At 42.4% G+C, this 24,556-nt stretch carries 20 protein-coding genes and 2 pseudogenes; 21 read left to right on the plus strand and 1 reads right to left on the minus strand.

The window, feature by feature from the left end:
• The 16 genes and pseudogenes from HMPREF2885_RS05195 to HMPREF2885_RS05270 form a co-directional block, all read left to right on the plus strand.
• Positions 1 to 254 (plus strand): annotated as a pseudogene (locus tag HMPREF2885_RS05195) (3-deoxy-7-phosphoheptulonate synthase); the annotation flags it as partial.
• Position 255: 1 nt separating this feature from the next.
• Positions 256 to 1,287, plus strand: coding sequence for a 3-deoxy-7-phosphoheptulonate synthase (locus HMPREF2885_RS05200; RefSeq protein ID WP_000864029.1), 1,032 nt, complete (start codon positions 256 to 258; stop codon positions 1,285 to 1,287).
• 44 nt (positions 1,288 to 1,331) lie between these two features.
• On the plus strand, positions 1,332 to 1,694 hold the full coding sequence (gene acpS / locus HMPREF2885_RS05205; RefSeq protein ID WP_008278293.1) for a holo-ACP synthase: 363 nt from the start codon (positions 1,332 to 1,334) through the stop codon (positions 1,692 to 1,694).
• Positions 1,684 to 2,787 (plus strand): alanine racemase, encoded by a 1,104-nt coding sequence (alr, locus tag HMPREF2885_RS05210; protein ID WP_070657365.1) that lies wholly within the window; start codon positions 1,684 to 1,686, stop codon positions 2,785 to 2,787. Before acpS ends, alr begins: the two co-directional genes overlap by 11 nt.
• Positions 2,778 to 4,820, plus strand: a complete 2,043-nt coding sequence (gene recG, locus HMPREF2885_RS05215; RefSeq protein ID WP_261674088.1) for an ATP-dependent DNA helicase RecG — start codon at positions 2,778 to 2,780, stop codon at positions 4,818 to 4,820. The genes alr and recG overlap by 10 nt, the downstream gene beginning before the upstream one ends.
• A 317-nt stretch (positions 4,821 to 5,137) precedes the next feature.
• Positions 5,138 to 6,118, plus strand: coding sequence for an acetylxylan esterase (locus HMPREF2885_RS05220; protein ID WP_049500113.1), 981 nt, complete (start codon positions 5,138 to 5,140; stop codon positions 6,116 to 6,118).
• Between the two features lie 333 nt (positions 6,119 to 6,451).
• A complete protein-coding gene (locus HMPREF2885_RS05225) occupies positions 6,452 to 9,844 on the plus strand; it encodes an SIALI-17 repeat-containing surface protein (RefSeq protein WP_070657367.1) in 3,393 nt (1,130 codons plus the stop codon).
• Positions 9,845 to 10,077: 233 nt separating this feature from the next.
• On the plus strand, positions 10,078 to 10,776 hold the full coding sequence (locus HMPREF2885_RS05230; RefSeq protein WP_001135645.1) for an N-acetylmannosamine-6-phosphate 2-epimerase: 699 nt from the start codon (positions 10,078 to 10,080) through the stop codon (positions 10,774 to 10,776).
• A gap of 113 nt (positions 10,777 to 10,889) precedes the next feature.
• Positions 10,890 to 12,218: an extracellular solute-binding protein gene (locus tag HMPREF2885_RS05235; protein WP_000672117.1), complete on the plus strand. Its 1,329-nt coding sequence runs from the start codon at positions 10,890 to 10,892 to the stop codon at positions 12,216 to 12,218.
• A 220-nt stretch (positions 12,219 to 12,438) separates the two neighbouring features.
• Positions 12,439 to 13,305: a carbohydrate ABC transporter permease gene (locus HMPREF2885_RS05240; RefSeq protein ID WP_002874780.1), complete on the plus strand. Its 867-nt coding sequence runs from the start codon at positions 12,439 to 12,441 to the stop codon at positions 13,303 to 13,305.
• Positions 13,306 to 13,320: 15 nt separating this feature from the next.
• Positions 13,321 to 14,160 carry a carbohydrate ABC transporter permease gene (locus HMPREF2885_RS05245; protein WP_001183243.1) on the plus strand — a complete coding sequence of 280 codons (840 nt, stop codon included), beginning with the start codon at positions 13,321 to 13,323 and terminating at the stop codon, positions 14,158 to 14,160.
• Between the two features lie 445 nt (positions 14,161 to 14,605).
• Positions 14,606 to 15,058, plus strand: coding sequence for a NanQ anomerase/TabA/YiaL family protein (locus tag HMPREF2885_RS05250; RefSeq protein WP_000575429.1), 453 nt, complete (start codon positions 14,606 to 14,608; stop codon positions 15,056 to 15,058).
• A gap of 20 nt (positions 15,059 to 15,078) precedes the next feature.
• The gene (locus HMPREF2885_RS05255; RefSeq protein ID WP_070657369.1) at positions 15,079 to 15,723 is read left to right on the plus strand and encodes a YesL family protein; all 645 of its coding nucleotides are present in this window, start codon (positions 15,079 to 15,081) and stop codon (positions 15,721 to 15,723) included.
• Positions 15,724 to 15,893: 170 nt separating this feature from the next.
• Positions 15,894 to 16,811 carry a dihydrodipicolinate synthase family protein gene (locus HMPREF2885_RS05260; protein ID WP_070534968.1) on the plus strand — a complete coding sequence of 306 codons (918 nt, stop codon included), beginning with the start codon at positions 15,894 to 15,896 and terminating at the stop codon, positions 16,809 to 16,811.
• Between the two features lie 17 nt (positions 16,812 to 16,828).
• Complete coding sequence (locus HMPREF2885_RS05265) at positions 16,829 to 17,725, plus strand: ROK family protein (protein ID WP_070657371.1); 897 nt, start codon at positions 16,829 to 16,831, stop codon at positions 17,723 to 17,725.
• A gap of 443 nt (positions 17,726 to 18,168) precedes the next feature.
• On the plus strand, positions 18,169 to 18,933 hold the full coding sequence (locus HMPREF2885_RS05270) for a class I SAM-dependent methyltransferase (protein WP_033630082.1): 765 nt from the start codon (positions 18,169 to 18,171) through the stop codon (positions 18,931 to 18,933).
• Positions 18,934 to 19,228: 295 nt separating this feature from the next.
• On the opposite strand, the gene HMPREF2885_RS05280 is transcribed toward HMPREF2885_RS05270, so the two are convergent.
• Entirely contained in the window at positions 19,229 to 20,080 is an 852-nt protein-coding gene (locus HMPREF2885_RS05280) for a MurR/RpiR family transcriptional regulator (RefSeq protein ID WP_001039481.1), read from the minus strand.
• 255 nt (positions 20,081 to 20,335) lie between these two features.
• Between HMPREF2885_RS05280 and pbp2b the strand changes: the two genes are divergently transcribed.
• From pbp2b to HMPREF2885_RS05305, 5 genes and pseudogenes are all read left to right on the plus strand, one after another.
• Positions 20,336 to 22,378: a penicillin-binding protein PBP2B gene (gene pbp2b, locus HMPREF2885_RS05285; protein ID WP_070657372.1), complete on the plus strand. Its 2,043-nt coding sequence runs from the start codon at positions 20,336 to 20,338 to the stop codon at positions 22,376 to 22,378.
• A gap of 10 nt (positions 22,379 to 22,388) precedes the next feature.
• Positions 22,389 to 22,985: a recombination mediator RecR gene (gene recR, locus HMPREF2885_RS05290; RefSeq protein WP_000966754.1), complete on the plus strand. Its 597-nt coding sequence runs from the start codon at positions 22,389 to 22,391 to the stop codon at positions 22,983 to 22,985.
• Between the two features lie 302 nt (positions 22,986 to 23,287).
• Entirely contained in the window at positions 23,288 to 23,563 is a 276-nt protein-coding gene (locus tag HMPREF2885_RS05295; RefSeq protein ID WP_000509002.1) for a hypothetical protein, read from the plus strand.
• On the plus strand, positions 23,551 to 23,922 hold the full coding sequence (locus HMPREF2885_RS05300; RefSeq protein ID WP_227232078.1) for a hypothetical protein: 372 nt from the start codon (positions 23,551 to 23,553) through the stop codon (positions 23,920 to 23,922). The genes HMPREF2885_RS05295 and HMPREF2885_RS05300 overlap by 13 nt, the downstream gene beginning before the upstream one ends.
• Positions 23,913 to 24,556, plus strand: a pseudogene (locus HMPREF2885_RS05305) (LXG domain-containing protein); the annotation flags it as partial. The gene HMPREF2885_RS05300 and the pseudogene HMPREF2885_RS05305, both read left to right, overlap by 10 nt.

Here is a 24,556-nt window from a genome sequence, read left to right on the forward strand (position 1 = left end):
TCATCGATACCAATCATGACAATTCAGGCAAGCAATATATGGATCAAATCCGTATCGTTCGTCAGACCTTGATTAACCGTGACTGGAATGAGAAAATCAAAAAATATGTTCGTGGTTTTATGATTGAGTCCTATCTAGAAGATGGACGTCAAAATGAGCCAGAAGTTTTTGGGAAGTCCATTACAGATCCGTGTCTCGGATGGGACAACACAGAAGCACTTGTTCGCGAAATTTACCAAACGCTAGGAGAGTAAGATGGCATTTATCGAAAAAGGTCAAGAAATTGATATTGAAGCAATCAAGGCTGCGACCCAGTTGTCACCTGAAGCCTTGCGAAAGAAAGAAGCCCGCGATAGAGAGTTAGCAGCTATCATCTCGGGTGAGGACGACCGCATCCTTTTGGTGATGGGGCCTTGCTCTTCTGACAATGAAGAAGCAGTTCTCGAATACGCTCGTCGCTTAGCAGACTTGCAGAAAAAAGTTGCGGATAAAATCTTTATCGTGATGCGTGTCTATACGGCTAAACCTCGTACCAATGGAGATGGCTATAAGGGAATGATTCATCAACCAAATACCAGCGAAGCGCCTAGTCTCATCAATGGTTTGCAGGCTGTTCGTCAGCTACACTACCGTGTGATTACGGAGACGGGCTTGACGACAGCTGATGAGATGCTTTATCCGTCAAATCTCGTTTTGGTTGATGATCTGGTCAGCTACCATGCTGTAGGGGCTCGTTCAGTGGAAGACCAGGAACACCGCTTTGTAGCCTCTGGGATTGATGCTCCGGTTGGGATGAAAAATCCAACATCTGGAAATCTTGGGGTCATGTTTAATGCCATCTATGCGGCTCAAAACAAGCAAACCTTCCTTTACCATGGCCAAGAAGTGGAAACTTCAGGAAATCCTTTGGCCCACGTTATCCTTCGTGGTGCCATGAACGAATATGGTAAAAATGAACCCAATTTCTACTATGAAACCCTCTTAAATGCCATCAATCGCTATGAGACTATGGGACTTGAAAATCCTTTCATTATCATCGATACCAATCATGACAATTCAGGCAAGCAGTATATGGAACAAATTCGCATTGTTCGTCAAGCCTTGCTGAATCGTGACTGGAATGAAAAGATTAAAAAGACGGTTCGAGGCTTTATGATCGAATCTTACCTAGCAGACGGTCGCCAAAATCAACCAGAGGTCTTTGGTTACTCCATAACTGACCCTTGTCTAGGTTGGGAAAATACAGTAGCCTTGGTAGAAGAAATTTATACTACCTTAACAAAATAAGTGAAAAGGATGGAGTTGGGGGAATCTCAGCTCCTTTTATGAGTATGATAGTTGGACACGGAATTGACATCGAAGAATTGGCTTCGATAGAAAACGCAGTTACACGACGTGAGGGCTTTGCTAAGCGCGTGCTGACCCCTAAAGAAATGGAGCGTTTTACCAGTCTCAAAGGGCGCAGACAGATCGAATACTTGGCAGGCCGCTGGTCGGCTAAGGAGGCCTTTTCCAAGGCTATGGGGACAGGAATTGGCAAGCTGACCTTTCAGGATTTGGAAGTTTTGAACAATGAACGAGGAGCTCCCTATTTTAGTCAGGCACCATTTTCAGGAAAAATTTGGCTGTCAATCAGCCATACAGATCAGTTTGTGACAGCCAGTGTCATTTTGGAGGAAAATCATGAAAGCTAGTCCACATAGACCAACCAAGGCTCTGATTCATCTGGGAGCTATTCGACAAAATATTCTGCAAATGGGGGCTCATATCCCTGAAAGAACGCTCAAGTGGGCAGTGGTCAAGGCCAATGCTTATGGTCATGGAGCTGTTGCCGTTGCGATGGCGATTCAGGATGATGTTGATGGATTTTGTGTTTCCAATATTGATGAAGCTATTGAACTTCGTCAGGCTGGACTCAGCAAGAAAATCCTCATTCTAGGTGTATCTGAGTTAGAAGCTATTGGCCTAGCTAAAGAATACGACATCACCTTGACAGTGGCTGGACTGGAGTGGATTCAAGCTCTCTTAGCTAGGGAGACAGATTTATCTGGCTTAACGGTTCACCTCAAGATTGACTCAGGGATGGGACGAATTGGTTTTCGAGAAGCCAGCGAGGCTGAGCAGGCTCAAGCCTTGCTCCAACAACACGGTGCTCGCGTTGAGGGGATTTTTACCCACTTTGCTACTGCAGATGAAGAATCAGATGCCTATTTTAATACCCAGTTAGAACGATTTAAAGCTATTTTGGCAAGTATGAAGGAAGTCCCAGAGCTGGTTCATGCCAGCAACTCGGCAACGACCCTCTGGCATGCAGAGACTATTTTCAATGCAGTCCGTATGGGAGATTCCATGTATGGTCTCAATCCAAGTGGAGAGGTTCTGAACTTGCCTTATGATTTGACACCAGCCTTGACCTTGGAATCTGCTCTGGTTCATGTCAAGACAGTTTCAGCTGGAGCTTGCATGGGATATGGAGCAACTTATCAAGCGGATAGCGAGCAAGTCATCGCGACGGTGCCAATCGGTTATGCGGATGGTTGGACACGAGACATGCAGAATTTCTCCGTCTTGGTAGATGGACAAGCGTGCCCAGTCGTCGGTCGGGTTTCAATGGATCAAATCACCATTCGATTACCTAAGGTTTACCCTCTAGGAACAAAAGTAACCTTAATTGGCTCCAACGGTGACCAGGAAATCACAGCTACTCAGGTAGCGACCTATCGTGGAACTATTAACTATGAGGTGGTTTGTCTCCTCAGCGACCGCATTCCGAGAGAATATTATTAAAAAGAAAGGAGTGGAGCATGAATCTACACCAACCCTTGCATGTCTTACCTGGTGTGGGACCAAAGTCAGCAGAGAAATACGCCAAACTAGGAATTGAAAACTTGCAAGACCTCTTGCTCTACTTTCCTTTCCGTTATGAAGATTTCAAGACCAAGCAGGTGCTAGAGTTGGAAGATGGAGAAAAGGCTGTTCTGTCTGGTCAGGTAGTGACTCCTGCCAGTGTCCAGTATTATGGTTTCAAGCGCAATCGCCTGCGTTTTAGCCTCAAGCAGGGAGAGGTCGTTTTTGCGGTGAATTTTTTTAACCAACCCTATCTGGCTGATAAGATAGAGTTAGGTGCAACTCTTGCTGTCTTTGGGAAATGGGACCGTGCCAAGGCCAGTTTGACTGGGATGAAGGTTCTAGCTCAAGTGGAAGATGACCTCCAACCGGTTTATCGTCTGGCTCAAGGAATCAGTCAGGCCAGTCTGGTCAAGGTTATCAAGACAGCCTTTGATCAGGGGTTGGACCTCTTGATAGAGGAAAATCTTCCCCAGTCTTTGCTGGACAAATACAAACTCATGTCCCGTTGTCAGGCAGTTCGTGCTATGCATTTTCCAAAGGATTTGGCAGAATACAAGCAGGCCCTTCGTCGGATCAAATTTGAGGAACTCTTTTATTTTCAGATGCAGTTGCAGTCACTCAAGTCTGAAAATAGAGTTCAGGGAAGCGGTCTGGTTCTGAATTGGTCTAAGGGAAAGGTGACAGCTGCTAAAGAAAATCTGCCATTTGCCCTGACTCAAGCCCAGGAAAAGAGTTTGCAGGAAATTTTGGCTGACATGAAGTCCGACCACCACATGAATCGTCTCTTACAAGGGGATGTGGGGAGCGGAAAAACGGTGGTTGCTGGTTTGGCCATGTTTGCGGCGGTGACGTCTGGCTATCAGGCAGCTCTCATGGTGCCAACAGAAATCCTAGCAGAGCAACACTTTGAAAGTTTACAGAGCCTTTTTCCAGACTTGAAACTCGCTCTCTTGACAGGTTCCTTAAAAGCTGCAGAAAAAAGAGAAGTCTTGGAGACCATAGCAAAGGGGGAGGCCGATTTGATTATCGGAACCCATGCTCTGATTCAGGATGGGGTAGATTATGCTCGACTTGGTTTGATTATCATCGATGAGCAGCACCGTTTTGGTGTGGGGCAAAGGCGTATTTTACGTGAAAAAGGGGACAATCCAGATGTCCTCATGATGACGGCGACTCCCATTCCACGAACCTTGGCCATCACAGCCTTTGGTGATATGGATGTTTCTATTATTGACCAGATGCCAGCAGGGCGGAAGCCTATTGTTACTCGCTGGATTAAGCATGAGCAGCTGCCTCAGGTCTTGACTTGGTTAGAGGGAGAAATTCAAAAAGGTTCTCAAGCCTACGTCATCTCTCCCTTGATTGAAGAATCAGAAGCCCTGGATCTGAAAAATGCCATTGCCTTATCAGAGGAGTTGACAGCTCATTTTGCTGGTAAGGCTGAAGTGGCTCTTTTACATGGTAAAATGAAAAGTGATGAAAAAGACCAAATCATGCAGGATTTCAAAGAGCGAAAAACAGATATTCTCGTTTCGACAACTGTTATCGAGGTTGGGGTCAATGTCCCTAATGCGACCGTCATGATTATCATGGATGCCGACCGGTTCGGTCTCAGCCAACTTCACCAGCTCAGAGGCCGTGTGGGTCGGGGGGACAAGCAGTCCTATGCTGTTCTTGTGGCTAATCCCAAGACGGATTCTGGGAAGGACCGCATGCGCATCATGACAGAAACGACCAATGGATTTGTCCTTGCTGAGGAAGATTTGAAAATGCGCGGATCGGGTGAGATTTTTGGAACCAGACAGTCAGGACTGCCGGAGTTCCAAGTGGCGGATATCATCGAAGATTTTCCGATTTTAGAAGAAGCCAGAAAAGTTGCCAGCTACATTAGTTCGATAGAAGGTTGGCAAGAGGATCCAGAATGGCGCATGATTGCTCTCCACCTAGAAAAGAGAGAACATCTGGATTAAGCCTTTTCTAAGAAATCTATAAGCTAGCTTTTAGGTTTGGGTCTTATACTAGAGTCATCAAAAAGAAACGAGGACTCTCACATGACTATTAAAGTAACCTACCAAAAGAAATTCCAAACCGTCAAACTAGAGAAAGGAGCTAGCACCTATTGATACACAGAGAGCGGAAACGCTCTTTTTATTTTTAAAACTACTTTTAGACGATAGGTTTAAGGAAAGAGAATCTAAAATCACTTTCTATTTAGTATTCTTTCTTGCATTGCCTTCCTAGATATGCTAGAGTTATGATAGCGATTACAAAACTAAAGGAGCATGCTATGAAAAATCCAGCTTTGTTAGAAGAAATCAAGAACTATCTAGGACGGGATGAGATTCCAGAAGACTTTGATGCTTTCTGGGATGAAGAAGTCAAAAAAGTTTCATCTCTTCCAGCCTACCAGTTGGAGGAAAGAGATTTCCATATTCCCCAAGTCAAGTGCTATGAGCTCACTTTTGAAGGAACCAATGAAGGCAAGGTCTACGCACGCGTCGTCCTTCCAAAGAGTGAGGGTAAAGTTCCCCTAATATTCTATTTCCATGGCTATATGGGGCGTGGTTGGGACTGGGCCGATATGTTGTCCTTCACCGTGGCTAGTTACGGTGTTGTTTCCATGGACGTTCGTGGCCAGTCGGGCTATTCGCAAGACGGCTTGCGCTCTCCACTAGGAAATACGGTGAAGGGGCATATCATCCGTGGTGCTGTGGAAGGTCGTGAACATCTCTTTTATAAGGATGTTTATCTGGATATTTACCAGTTGGTTGAAATTGTTGCTAGTCTATCTCAGGTGGATGAGAAAAGACTTTCTAGCTATGGTGCCTCACAAGGAGGGGCTTTAGCTTTGGTTGCAGCTGCTCTCAATCCTCGGATTCAGCGAACAGTTGCCATCTATCCCTTCTTGTCTGATTTTAGACGAGTGCTTGAGATTGGCAATACCAGTGAAGCATATGATGAACTCTTCCGTTATTTCAAGTTTCACGATCCTTTCCATGAAACAGAGGAGGAAATCATGGCGACCCTCGCCTATATCGATGTGAAAAATCTTGCCCATCGCATTCAAGGTGAGGTCAAGATGATTACAGGCTTGGACGACGATGTCTGCTATCCTATTACCCAGTTTGCTATTTACAACCGCCTAACTTGCGACAAGGCCTATCGCATCATGCCTGAGTATGCCCACGAAGCCATGAATGTTTTTGTCAATGACCAAGTTTATAACTGGCTCTGTGGTAGTGAGATTCCTTTTAAGTACGCAAGATAATGAATGAGAGAGCCCAGGAGCTCTCTTTTTATGTCCTAAATCTGAAAGTACTTTTAGAAAATTTAAAATATTAAAATATTCTTAAAAGTAAAATCTATTCTGTGGGAACACAGATATAAATATAAGACTTTATTGTATAATAAAGGAAAAGTCACTTGTGAAAGGAGGAAAAAGGCTGCTGGGCGCTTAAAGAATGGCTCAGCAGAAATGGGAGAGGATTGGGAGCTCTCATTGAGTTGGATACTTTCTTGTAAAACTTGTCTCTTGAAGAGACAATAAAAATTTTTAAAGAAAAAGAAAGCGCTTTATTTTATGAAAAATGAAAGGACAAACATGAATTACAAATCTTTAGATCGGAAACAGCGATACGGAATTCGAAAATTTGCAGTTGGGGCGGCATCTGTAGTGATTGGTACAGTGGTATTTGGAACAAATCCAGTCTTAGCTCAAGAGCAAGCCAATGCAGCAGGAGCCAATACAGAAACTGTCGAACCTGGTCAAGGTTTATCAGAGTTGCCAAAAGAAGTGTCCTCGGGAGATCTTGCTCATTTGGATAAGGATTTGGCTGATAAATTGGCAGCAGCTCAAGACAACGGCGTTGTGGTGGACCAAGATCATTTGAAAAAAAATGAGAGTGCAGAGTCAGAAACTCCATCCTCTACGGAAAACCCTGCAGAAGAAGCAAATAAGGAAGAGGAATCAGAGGATCAGGGGGCTATTCCTCGTGACTATTACTCAAGAGATTTAAAAAATGCTAATCCTGTCCTTGAAAAAGAAGATGTTGAAACCAATGCAGCAAATGGTCAGAGAGTTGATTTATCAAATGAACTAGACAAACTAAAGCAACTAAAAAATGCTACAGTTCACATGGAGTTCAAACCAGATGCATCAGCTCCACGCTTTTACAATCTCTTTTCTGTATCCAGTGACACCAAGGAAAATGAGTACTTTACTATGTCGGTCCTTGATAATACAGCTCTTATTGAAGGGCGTGGCGCTAATGGAGAGCAGTTCTATGATAAGTATACAGATGCTCCTTTGAAAGTTCGTCCTGGACAATGGAATTCCGTGACCTTTACTGTCGAACAACCAACAGCAGAGTTACCTCATGGTCGAGTTCGTCTTTATGTGAATGGTGTCTTATCTCGAACAAGTCTCAAATCTGGTAACTTCATCAAAGATATGCCAGATGTTAATCAAGCTCAACTTGGAGCAACCAAACGGGGCAATAAAACTGTTTGGGCATCAAACCTACAAGTACGAAACCTAACTGTTTACGATCGTGCTTTAAACCCAGATGAAGTTCAAACACGAAGTCAATTATTTGAAAGAGGTGAATTGGAACAGAAACTTCCTGAGGGAGCAAAAGTCACTGAGAAAGAAGACGTCTTTGAAGGTGGTAGGAACAATCAACCAAATAAAGATGGTATCAAGAGTTATCGTATCCCAGCCCTTCTCAAGACAGATAAAGGAACGCTGATTGCAGGTGCAGATGAACGCCGTCTCCATTCGAGTGACTGGGGTGATATCGGCATGGTCATTAGACGCAGTAAAGATAATGGTAAAACTTGGGGAGATCGAGTAACTATTACCAACCTACGTGACAATCCAAAGGCTTCTGATCCATCAATCGGTTCACCAGTGAATATCGATATGACCCTGACTCAAGATCCTGAAACCAAACGCATTTTTGCCATTTATGACATGTTCCCAGAAGGAAAAGGAATCTTTGGAATGTCTTCGCAAAAAGAAGAAGCCTACAAAGAAATCAATGGTAAAACCTATCAACTCCTCTATCGAGAAGGTGAACAGGAAGCTTATACTATTCGAGAAAATGGTACAGTTTACACTCCAGATGGTAAAGCAACAGACTACCGTGTTGTTGTAGAACCTGTTAAACCGGCCTATAGCGACAAGGGTGATCTATACAAGGGTGACCAGCTACTGGGCAATATCTACTTCACAACAAACAAAACTTCTCCATTTAGAATTGCGAAGGATAGCTACCTATGGATGTCTTACAGCGATGACGACGGGAAGACCTGGTCAGCGCCTCAAGATATTACTCCGATGGTCAAAGCCGATTGGATGAAATTCCTAGGAGTAGGTCCTGGAGTGGGGATTACCCTTCGTACTGGACCACATAAAGGTCGAATCGTCGTTCCTGTCTATACAACTAACCGTACCAACCACCTCAATGGTTCTCAATCATCTCGAATCATCTACTCAGACGACCATGGTAAGACTTGGCATATGGGTGGTGGTGTCAACGACAATCGTACACTTTATGATGGTACAGTAGTCGATTCAAGTACAATGAGTAATTATTATGCTCAAAATACAGAAGCTTCAGTTGTTCAGTTAAACAATGGGGACCTCAAACTCTTTATGCGTGGGTTGACAGAAGATCTACAGGTTGCAACCAGTCATGATGGTGGTCTAACTTGGGACAATAACGTTGAACGCTACGATGTGCCAGACGTTTATGTTCAAATGGCTGCGACTCACACGGTTCAAAATGGCAAAGAGTATATTCTATTAGCAAATGCAAATGGTCCTGGTCGTAAAAATGGTTATATTCGAGTGGCTCGTGTAGAAGAAGATGGTCAGTTAACTTGGTTGCACCACCATTTGATTCAAGAAGGTGAGTATGCTTATAACTCACTTCAACAAATCGGACCAGATGAATTTGGACTTTTATATGAACACCATGCTCCTGGAGGTGTTCCATACACACTTTCCTTCAAGAAGTTCAACTGGGATTTCTTGACCAAGGAAAGAGTTTCTCCTAAAGAAGCAAAAGTAAAATATGCTATCCAAAAATGGCCAGGCATTATAGCCATGGAGTTCGATTCGGAAGTATTGGTCAACAAGGCTCCGACCCTTCAATTGGCAAATGGCAAGACAGCAACCTTTATGACCCAGTACGATACAAAAACTCTCCTATTCACAATAGACCCAGGGGATATGGGTCAAAGGATTACAGGTCTAGCTGAGGGTGCAATTGAAAGCATGCACAATTTACCAGTTTCTTTAGCTGGCTCTAAACTAAGCGATGGTATTAATGGCAGTGAAGCTGCTATCCATGAGGTTCCAGAGTTCACAGGTGGTGTTAATGCAGAAGAAGCAGCGGTTCATGAAGTTCCGGAGTATACAGGTCCAATGGCAACAGTAGGTGAAGAACTAGCTCCTACAGTAGAAAAAACCGAATTCACTGGTGGAGTCAATGCTGAGGAAGCCCCAGTGGCAGAGATGCCAGAGTACACCGGTCCATTATCAACAGTAGGCGAAGAACCAGCGCCAACGGTTGAAAAGCCTGAATTTACAGGTGGGGTCAACGCTGTTGAGGCAGCAGTCCATGAACTTCCAGAGTTCAAGGGTGGTGTCAATGCAGTTCTAGCAGCCTCAAACGAACTTCCGGAATATAGAGGAGGTGCTAACTTTGTCTTGGCAGCTTCAAATGACCTGCCAGAGTATAAGGGAGGTGTCAATGGCGCTGAGGCAGCAGTCCATGAAGTGCCAGAGTACAAGGGAGACACCAATCTAGTATTAGTAGCTGCAGACAACAAACTGTCTCTAGGCCAAGATGTGACCTATCAAGCGCCAGCAGTTAAACAAGCGGGTCTACCAAATACTGGAAGCAAGGAAACAAACTCACTGATTTCCCTTGGCCTTGCGGGCGTCCTCATATCACTCTTTGCATTTGGAAAAAAGAGAAAAGAATAATAAGTAAAAGCTATTTGAGTAAGTCTCAGAAGAGATAGCAGGTTTTTCAGCCTGCTATCTTTCTTTATTACATTCAGCTTGCTTCGAAATCATAAGAGGTCTGAAACTACTTTCAGGATAGTCTGTTCTATAAAATAGTTTTGAAACTGAAATCTATTCTACTACAAGCTATTGAAAGCGCTTAACAAATGATATATAATAAGCCCATAAGAACAAGAAAGGGAGGAAAGAGGATGCCACAGATCAGCAAAGAAGCCTTGATTGAACAAATCAAAGATGGAATCATTGTCTCTTGCCAGGCACTTCCTCACGAACCGCTTTATACAGAAGCGGGAGGAGTCATTCCCTTGCTAGTCAAAGCGGCTGAGCAAGGTGGAGCAGTCGGTATCCGAGCAAACAGTGTTCGTGATATCAAGGAGATCAAGGAGGTTACGAAACTCCCGATTATCGGGATTATCAAACGTGACTATCCGCCACAGGAGCCATTCATTACAGCTACTATGAAAGAAGTTGATGAATTGGCTGAACTAGACATCGAGGTCATTGCTCTGGATTGTACCAAACGTGAACGTTACGACGGTTTGGAAATTCAGGACTTTATCCGACAAGTCAAAGAAAAATATCCGCATCAACTCTTAATGGCTGATACTAGCACGTTTGAAGAGGGTATAGCAGCAGTTGAAGCAGGAATTGATTTTGTTGGAACAACGCTATCAGGTTACACCTCTTATAGTCCCAAAGTAGATGGTCCAGACTTTGAACTGATCAAAAAACTGTGTGAAGCAGGTGTGGATGTCATCGCTGAAGGGAAGATTCATACACCAGAACAAGCCAAACAAATCCTTGAATATGGGGTGCGAGGTATCGTTGTTGGTGGGGCTATTACTAGACCAAAAGAGATTACGGAACGCTTTGTTGCCGGTCTTAAATAACACAATCTCAAAACAGAGGAGAGTGGTTGATGCGTCGGATAAAATGAAAACGTATACAAATATAAAGAACTCATTATCCAATATGGATACGCTTATCAATTAGGAGAATACAAATGAAATTTAGAAAACTAGCTTGTACAGTACTTGCGGGTGCTGCGATTCTTGGCCTTGCGGCTTGTGGTAATTCTGGTGGAAGTAAAGATGCTGGAAGCTCTAGTAGCGATAGCGGAAAAACAGAAATCACTTGGTGGGCATTCCCAGTCTTCACACAAGAAAAAACTGGTGACGGTGTTGGAACTTATGAAAAATCAATCATCGAAGCTTTTGAAAAAGCAAATCCAGATGTAAAAGTGAAATTGGAAACCATCGACTTCAAGTCAGGTCCAGAAAAGATCACAACAGCTATCGAAGCTGGAACAGCGCCAGACGTACTCTTTGACGCACCAGGACGTATCATCCAATACGGTAAAAATGGTAAATTGGCTGAGTTGAACGACCTTTTCACAGACGAATTCGTCAAAGATGTCAACAACGAAAACATCGTACAAGCAAGTAAAGCTGGAGATAAAGCTTACATGTATCCAATCAGTTCAGCTCCATTCTACATGGCTATGAACAAGAAAATGTTGGAAGATGCTGGAGTTGCAAACCTTGTAAAAGAAGGTTGGACAACTGATGACTTTGAAAAAGTTTTGAAAGCGCTTAAAGATAAAGGATATACACCAGGTTCATTGTTCAGTTCTGGTCAAGGGGGAGACCAAGGAACACGTGCCTTCATCGCAAACCTTTATGGCGGTTCTGTAACAGACAAAGACGTAACCAAATATACAACAGACGATCCTAAATTCGTCAAAGGTCTTGAAAAAGCTGCTAGCTGGATTAAAGACGGTTTGTTGAACAATGGTTCACAATTTGACGGTGGAGCAGACATCCAAAACTTTGCCAACGGTCAAACTTCATACACAATCCTTTGGGCACCAGCTCAAAACGGTATCCAAGCGAAACTCTTGGAAGCAAGTAAGGTAGATGTGGTAGAAGTACCATTCCCATCAGACTCTGGTAAACCATCTCTTGAATACCTTGTAAACGGATTTGCAGTATTTAACAACAAAGACGATAAGAAAATCGCTGCTGCTAAGAAATTCGTTCAATTCATCGCAGATGACAAAGAATGGGGTCCTAAAGACGTAGTTCGTACAGGTGCCTTCCCAGTTCGTACTTCATTTGGCAAACTTTATGAAGACAAACGTATGGAAACAATCAGTGGCTGGACTAAATACTACTCACCATACTACAACACTATCGATGGATTTGCTGAAATGAGAACACTTTGGTTCCCAATGTTGCAATCTGTATCAAATGGTGACGAAAAACCAGCGGATGCTTTGAAAGCCTTCACTGAAAAAGCTAACGAAACCATCAAAAAAGCTACAAAACAATAAGCACTAAGTCAGATTGATTCCCCCCCTTTTCCCTGTGCACTATGGTGTAAGAAAAGGGGGACTTTTGTTTGAAATGGTAGGAACTGTCACGAAATTAAAATGAAGTTCTTACATAAGCGAATCTTAAAAAATTTCATTTTGGTTTTAAAACAGTTCAAGAAAATCAAAAACTATTCTATTTGAAAGAGAGGTGCCGACTGTGAAAGTCAATAAAATTCGTATGCGGGAAACAGTGATTTCCTACGCTTTCCTAGCACCAGTGTTATTCTTCTTTGTCATCTTTGTCTTGGCTCCTATGATTATGGGATTCATTACAAGTTTCTTTAACTACTCCATGACTAAATTTGAGTTTGTAGGCTTTGACAACTACATTCGCATGTTTAAAGACCCTGTCTTTATGAAGTCTTTGATCAATACCGTTATCCTGGTTATTGGATCTGTTCCGATTGTGGTTCTCTTCTCGCTCTTTGTAGCATCTCAAACCTATCATCAAAATGCCATTGCCCGTTCTTTCTATCGTTTCGTCTTCTTCCTTCCTGTAGTTACAGGTAGTGTTGCCGTAACGGTTGTATGGAAATGGATTTATGACCCCCTATCAGGGATTTTGAACTTTGTCCTTAAGTCAAGTCATATTATCAGCCAAAACATTTCTTGGTTGGGTGACAAAAACTGGGCTTTGCTAGCGATTATGATTATCCTTTTGACAACATCTGTTGGTCAACCGATTATCCTTTATATCGCTGCTATGGGAAATATTGACAACTCACTTGTTGAAGCGGCGCGTGTTGACGGTGCGACTGAGTTTCAAGTCTTCTGGAAGATCAAATGGCCTAGCCTTCTTCCAACAACTCTTTACATCGCGATCATTACAACCATCAACTCATTCCAATGTTTCGCCTTGATTCAGCTCTTGACTTCTGGTGGTCCAAACTACTCAACAAGTACACTGATGTACTACCTTTACGAAAAAGCTTTCCAATTGACAGAATATGGCTATGCAAATACTATCGGTGTCTTCTTGGCGGTGATGATTGCCATTGTCAGCTTTGCTCAATTCAAGATCCTCGGAAACGACGTAGAATACTAAAGAAAGGAGACAGTTATGCAACCTACACAAAAGAAACCTTTAACAGCTTTCACTGTTATTTCAACGATTATCTTGCTCTTGTTGACCGTACTGTTCATCTTTCCATTCTACTGGATCTTGACAGGTGCCTTCAAATCACAGCCTGATACCATTATGATTCCGCCACAGTGGTTCCCTAAAATGCCAACCATGGAGAACTTCCAACAACTCATGGTGCAAAACCCTGCTATGCAGTGGATGTGGAACTCTGTATTTATCTCACTGGTAACCATGTTCCTAGTGTGTGCAACCTCTTCTCTAGCAGGTTATGTCTTGGCTAAAAAACGTTTCTATGGTCAGCGCATCCTCTTTGCAGTCTTTATCGCTGCCATGGCTCTTCCAAAACAAGTTGTCCTTGTACCATTGGTACGTATCGTCAACTTCATGGGAATTCACGATACTCTTTGGGCAGTTATCCTGCCTTTGATTGGATGGCCATTCGGGGTCTTCCTTATGAAACAATTCAGTGAAAATATCCCTACAGAATTGCTTGAATCAGCTAAAATCGACGGTTGTGGTGAGATTCGTACTTTCTGGAGCGTAGCCTTCCCTATCGTGAAACCAGGATTTGCAGCCCTTGCGATCTTTACCTTCATCAATACTTGGAACGACTACTTTATGCAGTTGGTTATGTTGACTTCACGTCAAAACTTGACCATCTCACTCGGGGTTGCGACCATGCAGGCCGAAATGGCAACCAACTATGGTTTGATCATGGCAGGTGCAGCTCTTGCAGCAGTGCCAATCGTAACCGTCTTCCTTGTCTTCCAAAAATCCTTCACTCAAGGGATTACTATGGGAGCGGTTAAAGGTTAAGACCTTGCGAAAATCGAGTTTAAACGACGTTAGCGTTACCTTGCCATACTTAAGTATTGCCTGCGGTTAGCTTCCTAGTTTGTTCTTCGATTTTCGTTGAGTATAAGAGAATACAGAGTTATAAGTGTCTACAAAATGGAGAGTATGCAGTTACTTCGTGAAGTTTTGTCAGACACTTATAAACTTACGAATGAACTCTTTTCATGATACTAGTTAGAGTAGGTTCGTTTTATTGTTGCTATTTCCCGCTTTAGTGGTATCTAAGATAAGCAACTTACGCTTATCTTAGACGGAATTTTTGAGACTGATGATGAAAGAGCAAAAGGCTCAAAAATTAGGAATGAAATACCGAAGAAATTTGCTTCCGTCCGCACTATTACAGGGAAATAGAGAAAGGATAATTCGAAACTGAAAACTAGTAACTTTCAGAAACGAAGGAAACAGTATGATTTTTGACGATTTGAAAAACATCGCCTTTTACAAAGGAATCCATCCCAATCTAGACAAGGCTATCGACTATCTCTATCAGCACCGTAAGGATTCTTTCGAACTCGGTAAGTATGAGATTGACGGGGACAAGGTCTTTCTAGTTGTTCAGGAAAATGTCCTCAATCAAGCTGAAAATGATCAATTTGAACACCATAAGAACTATGCAGACTTGCATTTGCTGGTAGAAGGGCATGAATATTCGAGCTACGGTTCACGTATCAAAGACGAAGCGGTAGCATTCGACGAAGCGAGCGACATTGGCTTTGTCCATTGTCATGAAAAATACCCACTCTTGTTGGGCTATCACAATTTTGCGATTTTCTTCCCTGGAGAACCGCACCAGCCAAATGGCTACGCAGGGATGGAAGAAAAGGTTCGCAAATATCTCTTTAAAATTTTGATTGATTAAAAGAATCAGGAGGAGCAAACATGGCACAAAAAGGAGTAAGTCTTATCAAGGCAGCATTTGATACAGATAATTTTCTCATGCGTTTCAGTGAGAAGGTCTTGGATATCGTCACAGTCAATCTTCTTTTTGTCGTCTCTTGTTTGCCCATCGTGACGACCGGAGTGGCGAAAATCAGCCTCTATGAGACTATGTTCGAGATTAAGAGAAGCAGACGAGTTCCAGTTTTCAGAACCTATCTAAGAGCCTTCAAGCAAAATCTGAAACTGGGTTTCCAGTTAGGTTTGTTGGAGTTAGGCATTGTGTCATTAAGCCTTCTAGATCTCTATCTCTTCTGGGGTCAGACTGCTTTGCCTTTCCAGATTGTGAAAGCTATTTGTTTGGGGATTCTCATCTTCCTCACTCTGGTGATGCTGGCTAGTTATCCCATCGCTGCGCGCTATGATTTGTCTTGGAAAGAAGTGCTGCAAAAAGGGCTTATCTTGGCAAGTTTTAACTTTCCGTGGTTCTTCCTCATGTTAGCCATTCTCTTTCTCATTGTGATGGTTCTTTATCTATCCGCCTTCACTCTCCTCTTGGGTGGGTCAGCTTTTATCCTCTTTGGTTTTGGTTTACTAGTCTTTCTCCAAGCAGGTTTGATGGAGAGAATTTTCGCCAAATACCAGTAGGATGGCTTGTTTCTGAAACTACTTTCAATCGTTACAGTTTCTAAAATACAAGTAGAAACTAAAATCTAAGTGTATACAAGATATTGAAAGCGATTTTCACAAGGTGTATACTAAACTTGTAAAAAATAGAACTGCTCTTAGCAGAAAAAAGAAATCTTAGGAGAAAATCTATGTCAGATTTGAAAAAATACGAAGGTGTCATTCCAGCCTTCTATGCATGTTATGATGATCAAGGAGAAGTCAGTCCAGAGCGTACGCGTGCCTTGGTTCAATACTTTATTAATAAGGGAGTTCAAGGTCTCTATGTCAACGGTTCTTCTGGTGAATGTATCTACCAAAGTGTGGCAGACCGCAAGTTGATTTTGGAAGAAGTTATGGCAGTTGCCAAGGGCAAATTGACTATCATCGCTCACGTTGCCTGCAACAATACCAAAGACAGTATGGAACTTGCTCGCCACGCGGAAAGCTTGGGTGTAGATGCCATTGCAACGATTCCACCGATTTACTTCCGCTTGCCAGAATACTCAGTTGCCAAATACTGGAACGATATCAGTGCTGCAGCTCCAAACACAGACTACGTTATCTACAATATTCCTCAATTGGCAGGTGTTGCTTTGACTCCAAGTCTTTATACTGAAATGTTGAAGAATCCTCGTGTTATCGGTGTTAAGAACTCTTCTATGCCAGTTCAAGATATCCAAACCTTTGTCAGCCTTGGTGGAGAAGACCACATCGTCTTTAATGGTCCAGATGAACAGTTCCTAGGTGGTCGACTCATGGGTGCCAAAGCTGGTATTGGTGGTACTTACGGTGCGATGCCAGAACTCTTCTTGAAACTCAATGAGTTGATTGCTGAGAAAGAATTGGAAACAGCGCGTGAATTGCAGTACGCTATCAATGCAATCATTGGCAAGCTCACTGCTGCACATGGAAATATGTACGGTGTGATCAAAGAAGTCTTGAAGATCAATGAAGGACTTAACATTGGATCAGTTCGTTCACCATTGACGCCAGTGACTGAAGAAGATCGTCCAGTTGTAGAAGCAGCTGCAGCCTTGATTCGTGAAACCAAGGAGCGCTTCCTCTAATCCATAAGGAGGTATTTATGACACACTACGTTGCAATTGATATCGGTGGAACCAACATCAAATATGGTTTGATTGACCAAGAAGGCCAACTTGTTGAATCGCATGAAATGCCAACCGAGGCGCATAAGGGTGGACCTCATATCTTACAAAAGACAAAAGATATCGTAGCCAGCTATTTAGAAAAAGGCCCAGTAGCAGGTGTTGCCATTTCTTCTGCAGGAATGGTGGATCCTGATAAGGGGGAAATTTTCTACGCTGGTCCTCAGATTCCCAACTATGCAGGAACCCAGTTCAAGAAGGAAATCGAGACGAGTTTTAATATTCCTTGCGAGATTGAGAATGACGTCAATTGTGCAGGTCTGGCTGAGGCAGTATCTGGTTCAGGCACGGGAGCGAGTGTCACTCTTTGCTTGACCATTGGAACCGGTATCGGTGGTTGCTTGATTATGGGTGGGAAGGTCTTCCATGGATTTAGTAATTCAGCCTGCGAAGTTGGTTATATGCACATGCAGGATGGAGCTTTTCAGGATCTTGCTTCTACGACAGCCCTGGTAGAATATGTAGCAGCAGCTCATGGTGACTCAGTTGATCAGTGGAATGGCCGACGCATTTTCAAGGAAGCTACTGAAGGAAACAAGATCTGTATGGCTGGTATTGACCGCATGGTAGACTATTTAGGAAAAGGTCTGGCAAATATTTGCTACGTTGCCAATCCAGAAGTGGTCATTCTCGGTGGCGGGATCATGGGGCAAGAGGCTATCCTCAAACCGAAGATCCGCACAGCCTTGAAGGCGGCCTTGGTGCCAAGCCTAGCTGAAAAAACACGATTAGAATTTGCCCATCACCAAAACACAGCAGGGATGTTGGGAGCCTATTATCATTTTATACTCAATGAAAATCAAAAAGCAAAGTAGGAAGCTAGCCGTAGGCAGTACTTGAGTACGGCAAGGTGAAGCTGACGTGGTTTGAATTTGATTTTCGAAGAGTATCAAAACAAAACAATCCTAGTTTGGAATTATAGAATTAAGAAAAACACTGAATCACTACTCGAGTGAAAACTGTTTTGCTTAATTCTTTTTTTATTGAAAAATTTAAGCCAAAGGAGGTAATCGTGAGAAACTAGGAGAAAATAACCACCTTGAATGAAAGGTTAGGCCGAGATAAAGAACTACAAGGCGAGAGCAATTCTATCATCCATTGAATTGATATTTAGCTTGAGTAAATGGGAAAATGTGGAAAAATGATATAATGAGATGGATGAAAAATTGACAAATTAGAATTTCTAGAGGTGAGAAAATGTAATGGCAACTGATTCACCTGAAATCGAAATCATATAAAATTACGAGGAGATTGTAAGATGAATAATTATATAAAATTAAATGAAGATAGATGGAATAATGTAAAAAACGACTATACTGAGCCATTGACACATGAAGAATTGGAAGAAGCTAGAAAGCATCCAATTTCTGTTGCTTTAACTGTTGGGAAAAAAGTTCCGATAGAATGGTTTGAAAAAGCCAAGGGAAAAAAGATATTAGGGTTAGCTTGTGGGGGTGGTCAGCAGGGTCCCGTTTTTGCTGCAAAAGGTTATGATGTCACCATCATGGATTTTTCTAAATCACAATTAGAAAGAGATGAGATGGTTGCAAAAAGAGAAGGCCTAAAAATCAATACGGTTCAAAGCGATATGACAAAAGCATTTCCATTTGAAGATGAAACTTTTGATATTATTTTTAATCCGGTTTCAAATGTATATATAGAAGATTTAGATAACATGTATAAAGAAGCCTCTCGCGTATTGAAAAAGGGCGGTTTGTTAATGGTTGGATTTATGAATCCCTGGATCTACATGTATGATGCTGACACTGTATGGGATAAACCCGATGAGGAATTACTGTTAAAGTTTTCACTACCTTTTAATTCAAGAGAGCTTGAAGAGGAAGGCAAAATCACCATCAATCCAGAATATGGATATGAATTTAGCCATACCTTAGAAACACAGATTAGAGGACAACTAAAAAACGGTCTCGCTATGATCGATTTTTATGAATCATGTGATAAAAGACATCGATTATCACCTTATGGAAATGATTATATCGCTACACTTTGCATTAAACTATAAACTTATAGAACATACTTCAGGAGAATAGCTCATTTTATTTTCCTGAAGGGTTAAAATCTAAATCTCACTTTGTCGAAGCAAAATAATTAAATAAAATTAGAGAGAGGAAGTAAAAGCAGCAAATAGTTGAAACTTCCTTTTTTTGATGTCAAACATTCAAAAATGGAAAGGAGATTTAAGGAAGAACTGAAAATACAGATAAACAAGGCATTAGAACAAAGAGAAAGATTGGAAAGACTACCTATGAGTCTACTATCATTTCAAGACAAAACAATCCTAGTTTGGTTGAACCAAACTAGGATTTTCTAACGCGTTTTTGTCTACGATAGCCGTTGAGCTTTTTATTTTCCCAATAGCTGTTAAAGATTTTTTCCTTGCTCTCGCGATTGATTTCCAAAAAGTAGGCATAAATCAAATCTATTAAAATGAGCATAGGGAGTTGAGCGGAAATACGCTGGATGTAAGAAGATTGACTATGGCTTGCCACAAGGACTGTTTCGTTATAGGCCTGACTGTTTTTGTTTGGAGCGCTGGTAAAGAGAATGGTCTTGGCCCCCATTTCCTTGGCATCCAACAAACTATCGAGGACGGATTGGGTAGTGCCTGATAGGGAAAAACCAAGTACCAGACAATTTTCATCCATGATACTGGTCGTCCATGCAAAGCCATCCTGGTCGGTCAAAGCTTCACAGACCACACCTAATCGCATAAAGCGCAATTTCATCTCACGGGCAATCAGACCAGAACTTCCCGTCCCGAAAAAGTAAACTCGTTCAGCGTCATCGATTAATTGGGCGACGCGTTCCAGTTGTTCTTCGTCGATCAAATCCTGTGTTTGTTCTCGCATGATACTGTAGCTTCTCAAAACACGTTTGGTCAAAGGACTGTGTTTGTGTGAATGAGTGTCCGGTTTACTAGCCTGGTGCTGGTATTGAAAGACGAACTCTCGGTAGCCTGTAAAACCACACTTTTTGGAAAAGCGGGTCAAGGCTGCTTGGGAGATATGTAATTTCTGGGTAACTTGCTGAGAAGAAAGATCATCTTGGATCGTTTCAGCTTGCAAAAAATAGCGAGCGATTTCTTGCTCGAGCTCGGTTAATTCTTCAAAATGGAGGTCGATTATGGTTGCGATATCTGGCTTGTTCATGAGGCTCCTTTTTATGAGTCAAAGTCTTAAAAGTTAACGCTTTCCTAACTATTACTATCATTATATCATAGAAAATAGGATAACCAAATAAAAAGACATTTTCAGTTAAAAGTCAAAAAATGCTTCGACTTTTCCAAGAGTTTCTCCGTAAAATATGGTACAATGAAATGTACTGAGCTTCACCTGTTTGCTCTATTATTTTAGGGGAAATAAAGGTGGAAATCGGGAATTTTTCTAGAAAAGAGTCTTAGTTGTATGAGAAAATTTAATAGCCATTCGATTCCGATTCGGCTTAATTTACTATTTGCGATTGTCATCCTGCTCTTTATGGCCATTATTGGTCGTTTGTTATACATGCAGGTGCTCAATAAAGATTTCTATGAAACAAAATTGGCCTCAGCCAGCCAAACAAGGGTAACAACCAGTTCAGCTCGTGGACAAATCTATGATGCGGCAGGGAAACCCTTGGTAGAAAATACTGTCAAGCAGGTTGTTTCTTTCACACGAAACAATAAAATGACTGCAGCTGAATTGAAGGAGACAGCCAAGAAACTTCTCACATATGTAAATGTAACCTCTCCTGATCTGACAGATCGACAGATTGCAGACTACTACTTGGCGGACCAGGATATTTACAAAAAAACAGTCGAATCCTTGCCAAGCGATAAACGTCTGGATTCTGATGGGAACCGCTTATCAGAAGCGACACTTTACAATAATGCGGTTGAAAGCATTGACGTGAGTCAACTTAATTATACAGATGACCAGAAAAAGGAAATCTATCTATTTAGTCAGCTCAATGCCGTTGAAAATTTTGCGACGGGTACCATTTCTACGGATGCCTTAGATGATACCCAAGTTGCTCTCGTTGCGTCAGCGTCCAAGGAATTACCAGGTATCAGCATTTCAACCTCATGGGATCGTAAAGTACTGGATACATCTTTATCAACAATCGTTGGTAGCGTTTCAAATGAGAAGTCAGGACTTCCGGCTGAGGAAGTTGATGCTTATCTCAAAAAAGGGTATTCTCTCAATGACCGAGTGGGAACTTCCTATCTTGAAAAGCAATATGAAGATGTTCTTCAAGGGAAACGCTCCGTCAAAGAAATTCACCTCGACAAACACGGAAATATGGAAAGTGTGGAAAATGTCGAAGAAGGAAGCAAAGGAAACAACATCAAGTTAACGGTTGACCTAGCTTTCCAGAATGGTGTGGACGACCTACTCAAGAGCTACTTCAACTCAGAGTTGGGTAATGGTGGAGCAAAGTACTCTGAAGGAGTCTACGCTGTAGCCCTCAATCCTAAAACCGGTGCAGTTTTAGCCATGTCAGGTGTTAAGCATGATGTCGAATCCGGAAAATTAAGTTCAGATTCGCTTGGAACGATAACCAATGTCTTTGTGCCAGGATCTGTCGTTAAGGCGGCGACCATCAGCTCTGGTTGGGAAAACGGAGTCTTGTCAGGTAATCAAACCTTGACAGACCAGCCGATTGTTTTCCAAGGTTCGGCCCCTATCAATTCATGGTACACCTTGTCCTATGGCTCTTTCCCTATCACAGCAGTTGAGGCTTTGGAATACTCTTCTAATACCTACATGGTTCAAACTGCGCTAGGAATCATGGGACAAACCTACACACCAAATATGACAGTCGCAACGGGACAGTTAGAGACTGCAATGGGCAAATTGCGATCAACTTTTGGGGAATATGGACTCGGAGCTTCAACAGGGATTGACCTCCCAGATGAATCTACAGGATTTACGCCAAAAGAATTTGATTTGGGGAACTATATCAATAATTCCTTTGGTCAGTTTGATAACTACACACCTATGCAGTTAGCCCAGTATGTCGCAACCATTGCAAACAATGGCGTACGTTTGGCTCCTCACATCGTTGAAGGAGTTTATGCAAACAATGACCAAGGTGGCTTAGGCAGTCTGGTTCAAGAAACAGCCACTAAGGAACTAAACAAGATCAATATCTCAGAATCAGATATGGCTATCTTGCAGCAAGGTTTCTATCAAGTTTCGCATGGAACGAGTGCTCTGACAACTGGTCGTGCCTTTTCAAATGGCGCAGCCGTTTCCATCAGCGGGAAAACGGGTACTGCCGAAAGTTACGTTAATGGCGGTCAAAAAGCCAATAATACCAACGCAGTCGCCTATGCACCAACCGAAAATCCTCAAATCGCGGTCGCAGTCGTCTTTCCTCATAACACCAACCTTACAAACGGTGTCGGACCTTCGATTGCACGCGACATTATCAATCTTTATCACCAACACCATCCAATGAATTAGAAAGGAACTTATGCTGTATCCAACACCTATTGCCAAGCTGATTGATAGCTATTCAAAGTTACCAGGTATCGGGATCAAAACGGCTACCCGCCTCGCCTTCTATACCATTGGAATGTCTGATGACGATGTCAATGAATTTGCCAAAAATCTCCTGTCTGCTAAACGGGAATTAACCTATTGTTCCATCTGTGGTCGTTTGACAGATGATGATCCTTGCTCTATCTGTACGGATCCGACTCGAGACCAGACAACCATCTTGGTGTTAGAGGATAGTCGCGATGTGGCTGCTATGGAAAACATCCAAGAATACCATGGACTCTATCATGTCTTGCACGGCCTCATTTCTCCGATGAATGGTATCAGCCCAGACGATATCAACCTCAAGAGTCTCATGACCCGTCTCATGGATAGTGAGGTTTCAGAGGTGATCGTGGCTACCAATGCGACAGCAGATGGGGAAGCGACCTCTATGTATCTCTCTCGTTTGCTCAAGCCAGCTGGTATCAAGGTCACTCGTCTAGCACGAGGACTAGCCGTGGGAGCAGATATCGAGTATGCGGACGAAGTCACACTCTTACGAGCCATTGAAAATCGGACAGAGTTGTAGGAGTCAGTTAAAACGTAGCTCATTTTGATACATAAGACGAGCCCTAGAAATTTTTCTAGGGCTTGTCTTTTTCTGTTTCTCACGAGAGGTGAACAAGCCTTGCTAATAAGACTACTCAAACTATAAGGCATTAGAAAAGGGATCTCCAAAATGACTAGTGGCGTCTTTGTCAAACTCATTCACTGAGCTATAGAGTTTACTCTAAGGAGATGAGGTCACTTGCCCTTAGGGTTTGTTTTGAAATCGTACTATTTTTGTGTTATGATATGGTCAATATACAATGAATAAAGGGAGTTTGAAGTATGGGTGGAAAGATAAAATCTAGCACGATAGCAGCAGAGGCAGCTATTAATGAATTGGTCGGGTATGACACGAGCAAGAAGCAAAATCAGCAAGTAGAATTTTCGTATACTTCTGAAATCGCTGGGATGGAAGCTGGACGTCAGGCCTGCAATCAAATGCTTCAGGCGGTCAGTGATTTTAGTTCAGCTGTTTTGACCCAAGCAAATAAGTTTCCAGAAATTGCTCATAAGATTGAAAAACGCGACGTAGAGCAGGCTAAGAGGTGGGAACATTAAAAATGGCTGATAAGAACGAAGAAAAACGCTACAAACTTTGGCGAGAAATTGTCAAGATTGACGATAAGGAAGAAAATCTCCAGACTCTAAAAAGACAATATGAACAGCAGCTAACTCACTTTCACTCAGAAATCCAGAGCATCCACCATCGTATGGCGACTCTATTGGCTCTCTCGCCCAGTTCTCGTCAGGTGATAGAGCAAATCGAAAGTGATAATAGAACCATTCAACGACAGATCAACTCTTATGTAGAAGAGGAACTGGATGAATTGGGAAAACAAACGAAGAAGGCTCGTCGGTCTTTCGATGAAGCTAGAGAAGAACTGATATCGGAAAGGAATCGGCTACCATGGGAGTAAAATACAGCGCACAAGAATCCCAAGAATTGATTCAGGCCATGACTAACAATCTCCAAGTCGCAAATGAAGTCACGGACCGCTTATCTAGTGGATGTGACCACCTGATTTCCTCTTTAGACTCAGGTGAGCTGACAGGAGCAGCCTACACAGCTGGTAAAGGTCTCTTCACAGAGATTATCATCCCCAGCATCAAGAAGTTACAAGCAGCGATAGATGATATCCAACTAGAGTTGACCTCCTACAAAAATGCAGATGCTCAGGTCTCAGGATATGGAGATTTGGACATGGACCAGCTCAAGGAACTGAAAAAATTGAGGGAAGAGCAGTTAGCTATCGTAGAAGCTCAGATTCAAGCGAGGGAGAATTGGTTAAATCAAATCAAAGATTTCTTTACACTGAATTGGGGGAAAGCTTTCTCTGAGAAGACCATCCTCTACAATACCAAGTCTCAAATCGAGTCAGGTATTCAGGATTTGGATGACAAGATTGAAAAACTAGAATTTTTTGTCTCACAAGTTTCCCAGTATTTCAGCGATAGTCTAGAAGTCCTTGGGTTAGCGATTCAAGGAGCTACGCAACTAAGTAAAATCATTGTCGATAGTGATGGCAACTACTATGCGGACGGTGTGGACAT

It is taken from the genome of Streptococcus sp. HMSC062H02 (assembly GCF_001813005.1).
Taxonomy (GTDB): domain Bacteria; phylum Bacillota; class Bacilli; order Lactobacillales; family Streptococcaceae; genus Streptococcus; species Streptococcus oralis_S.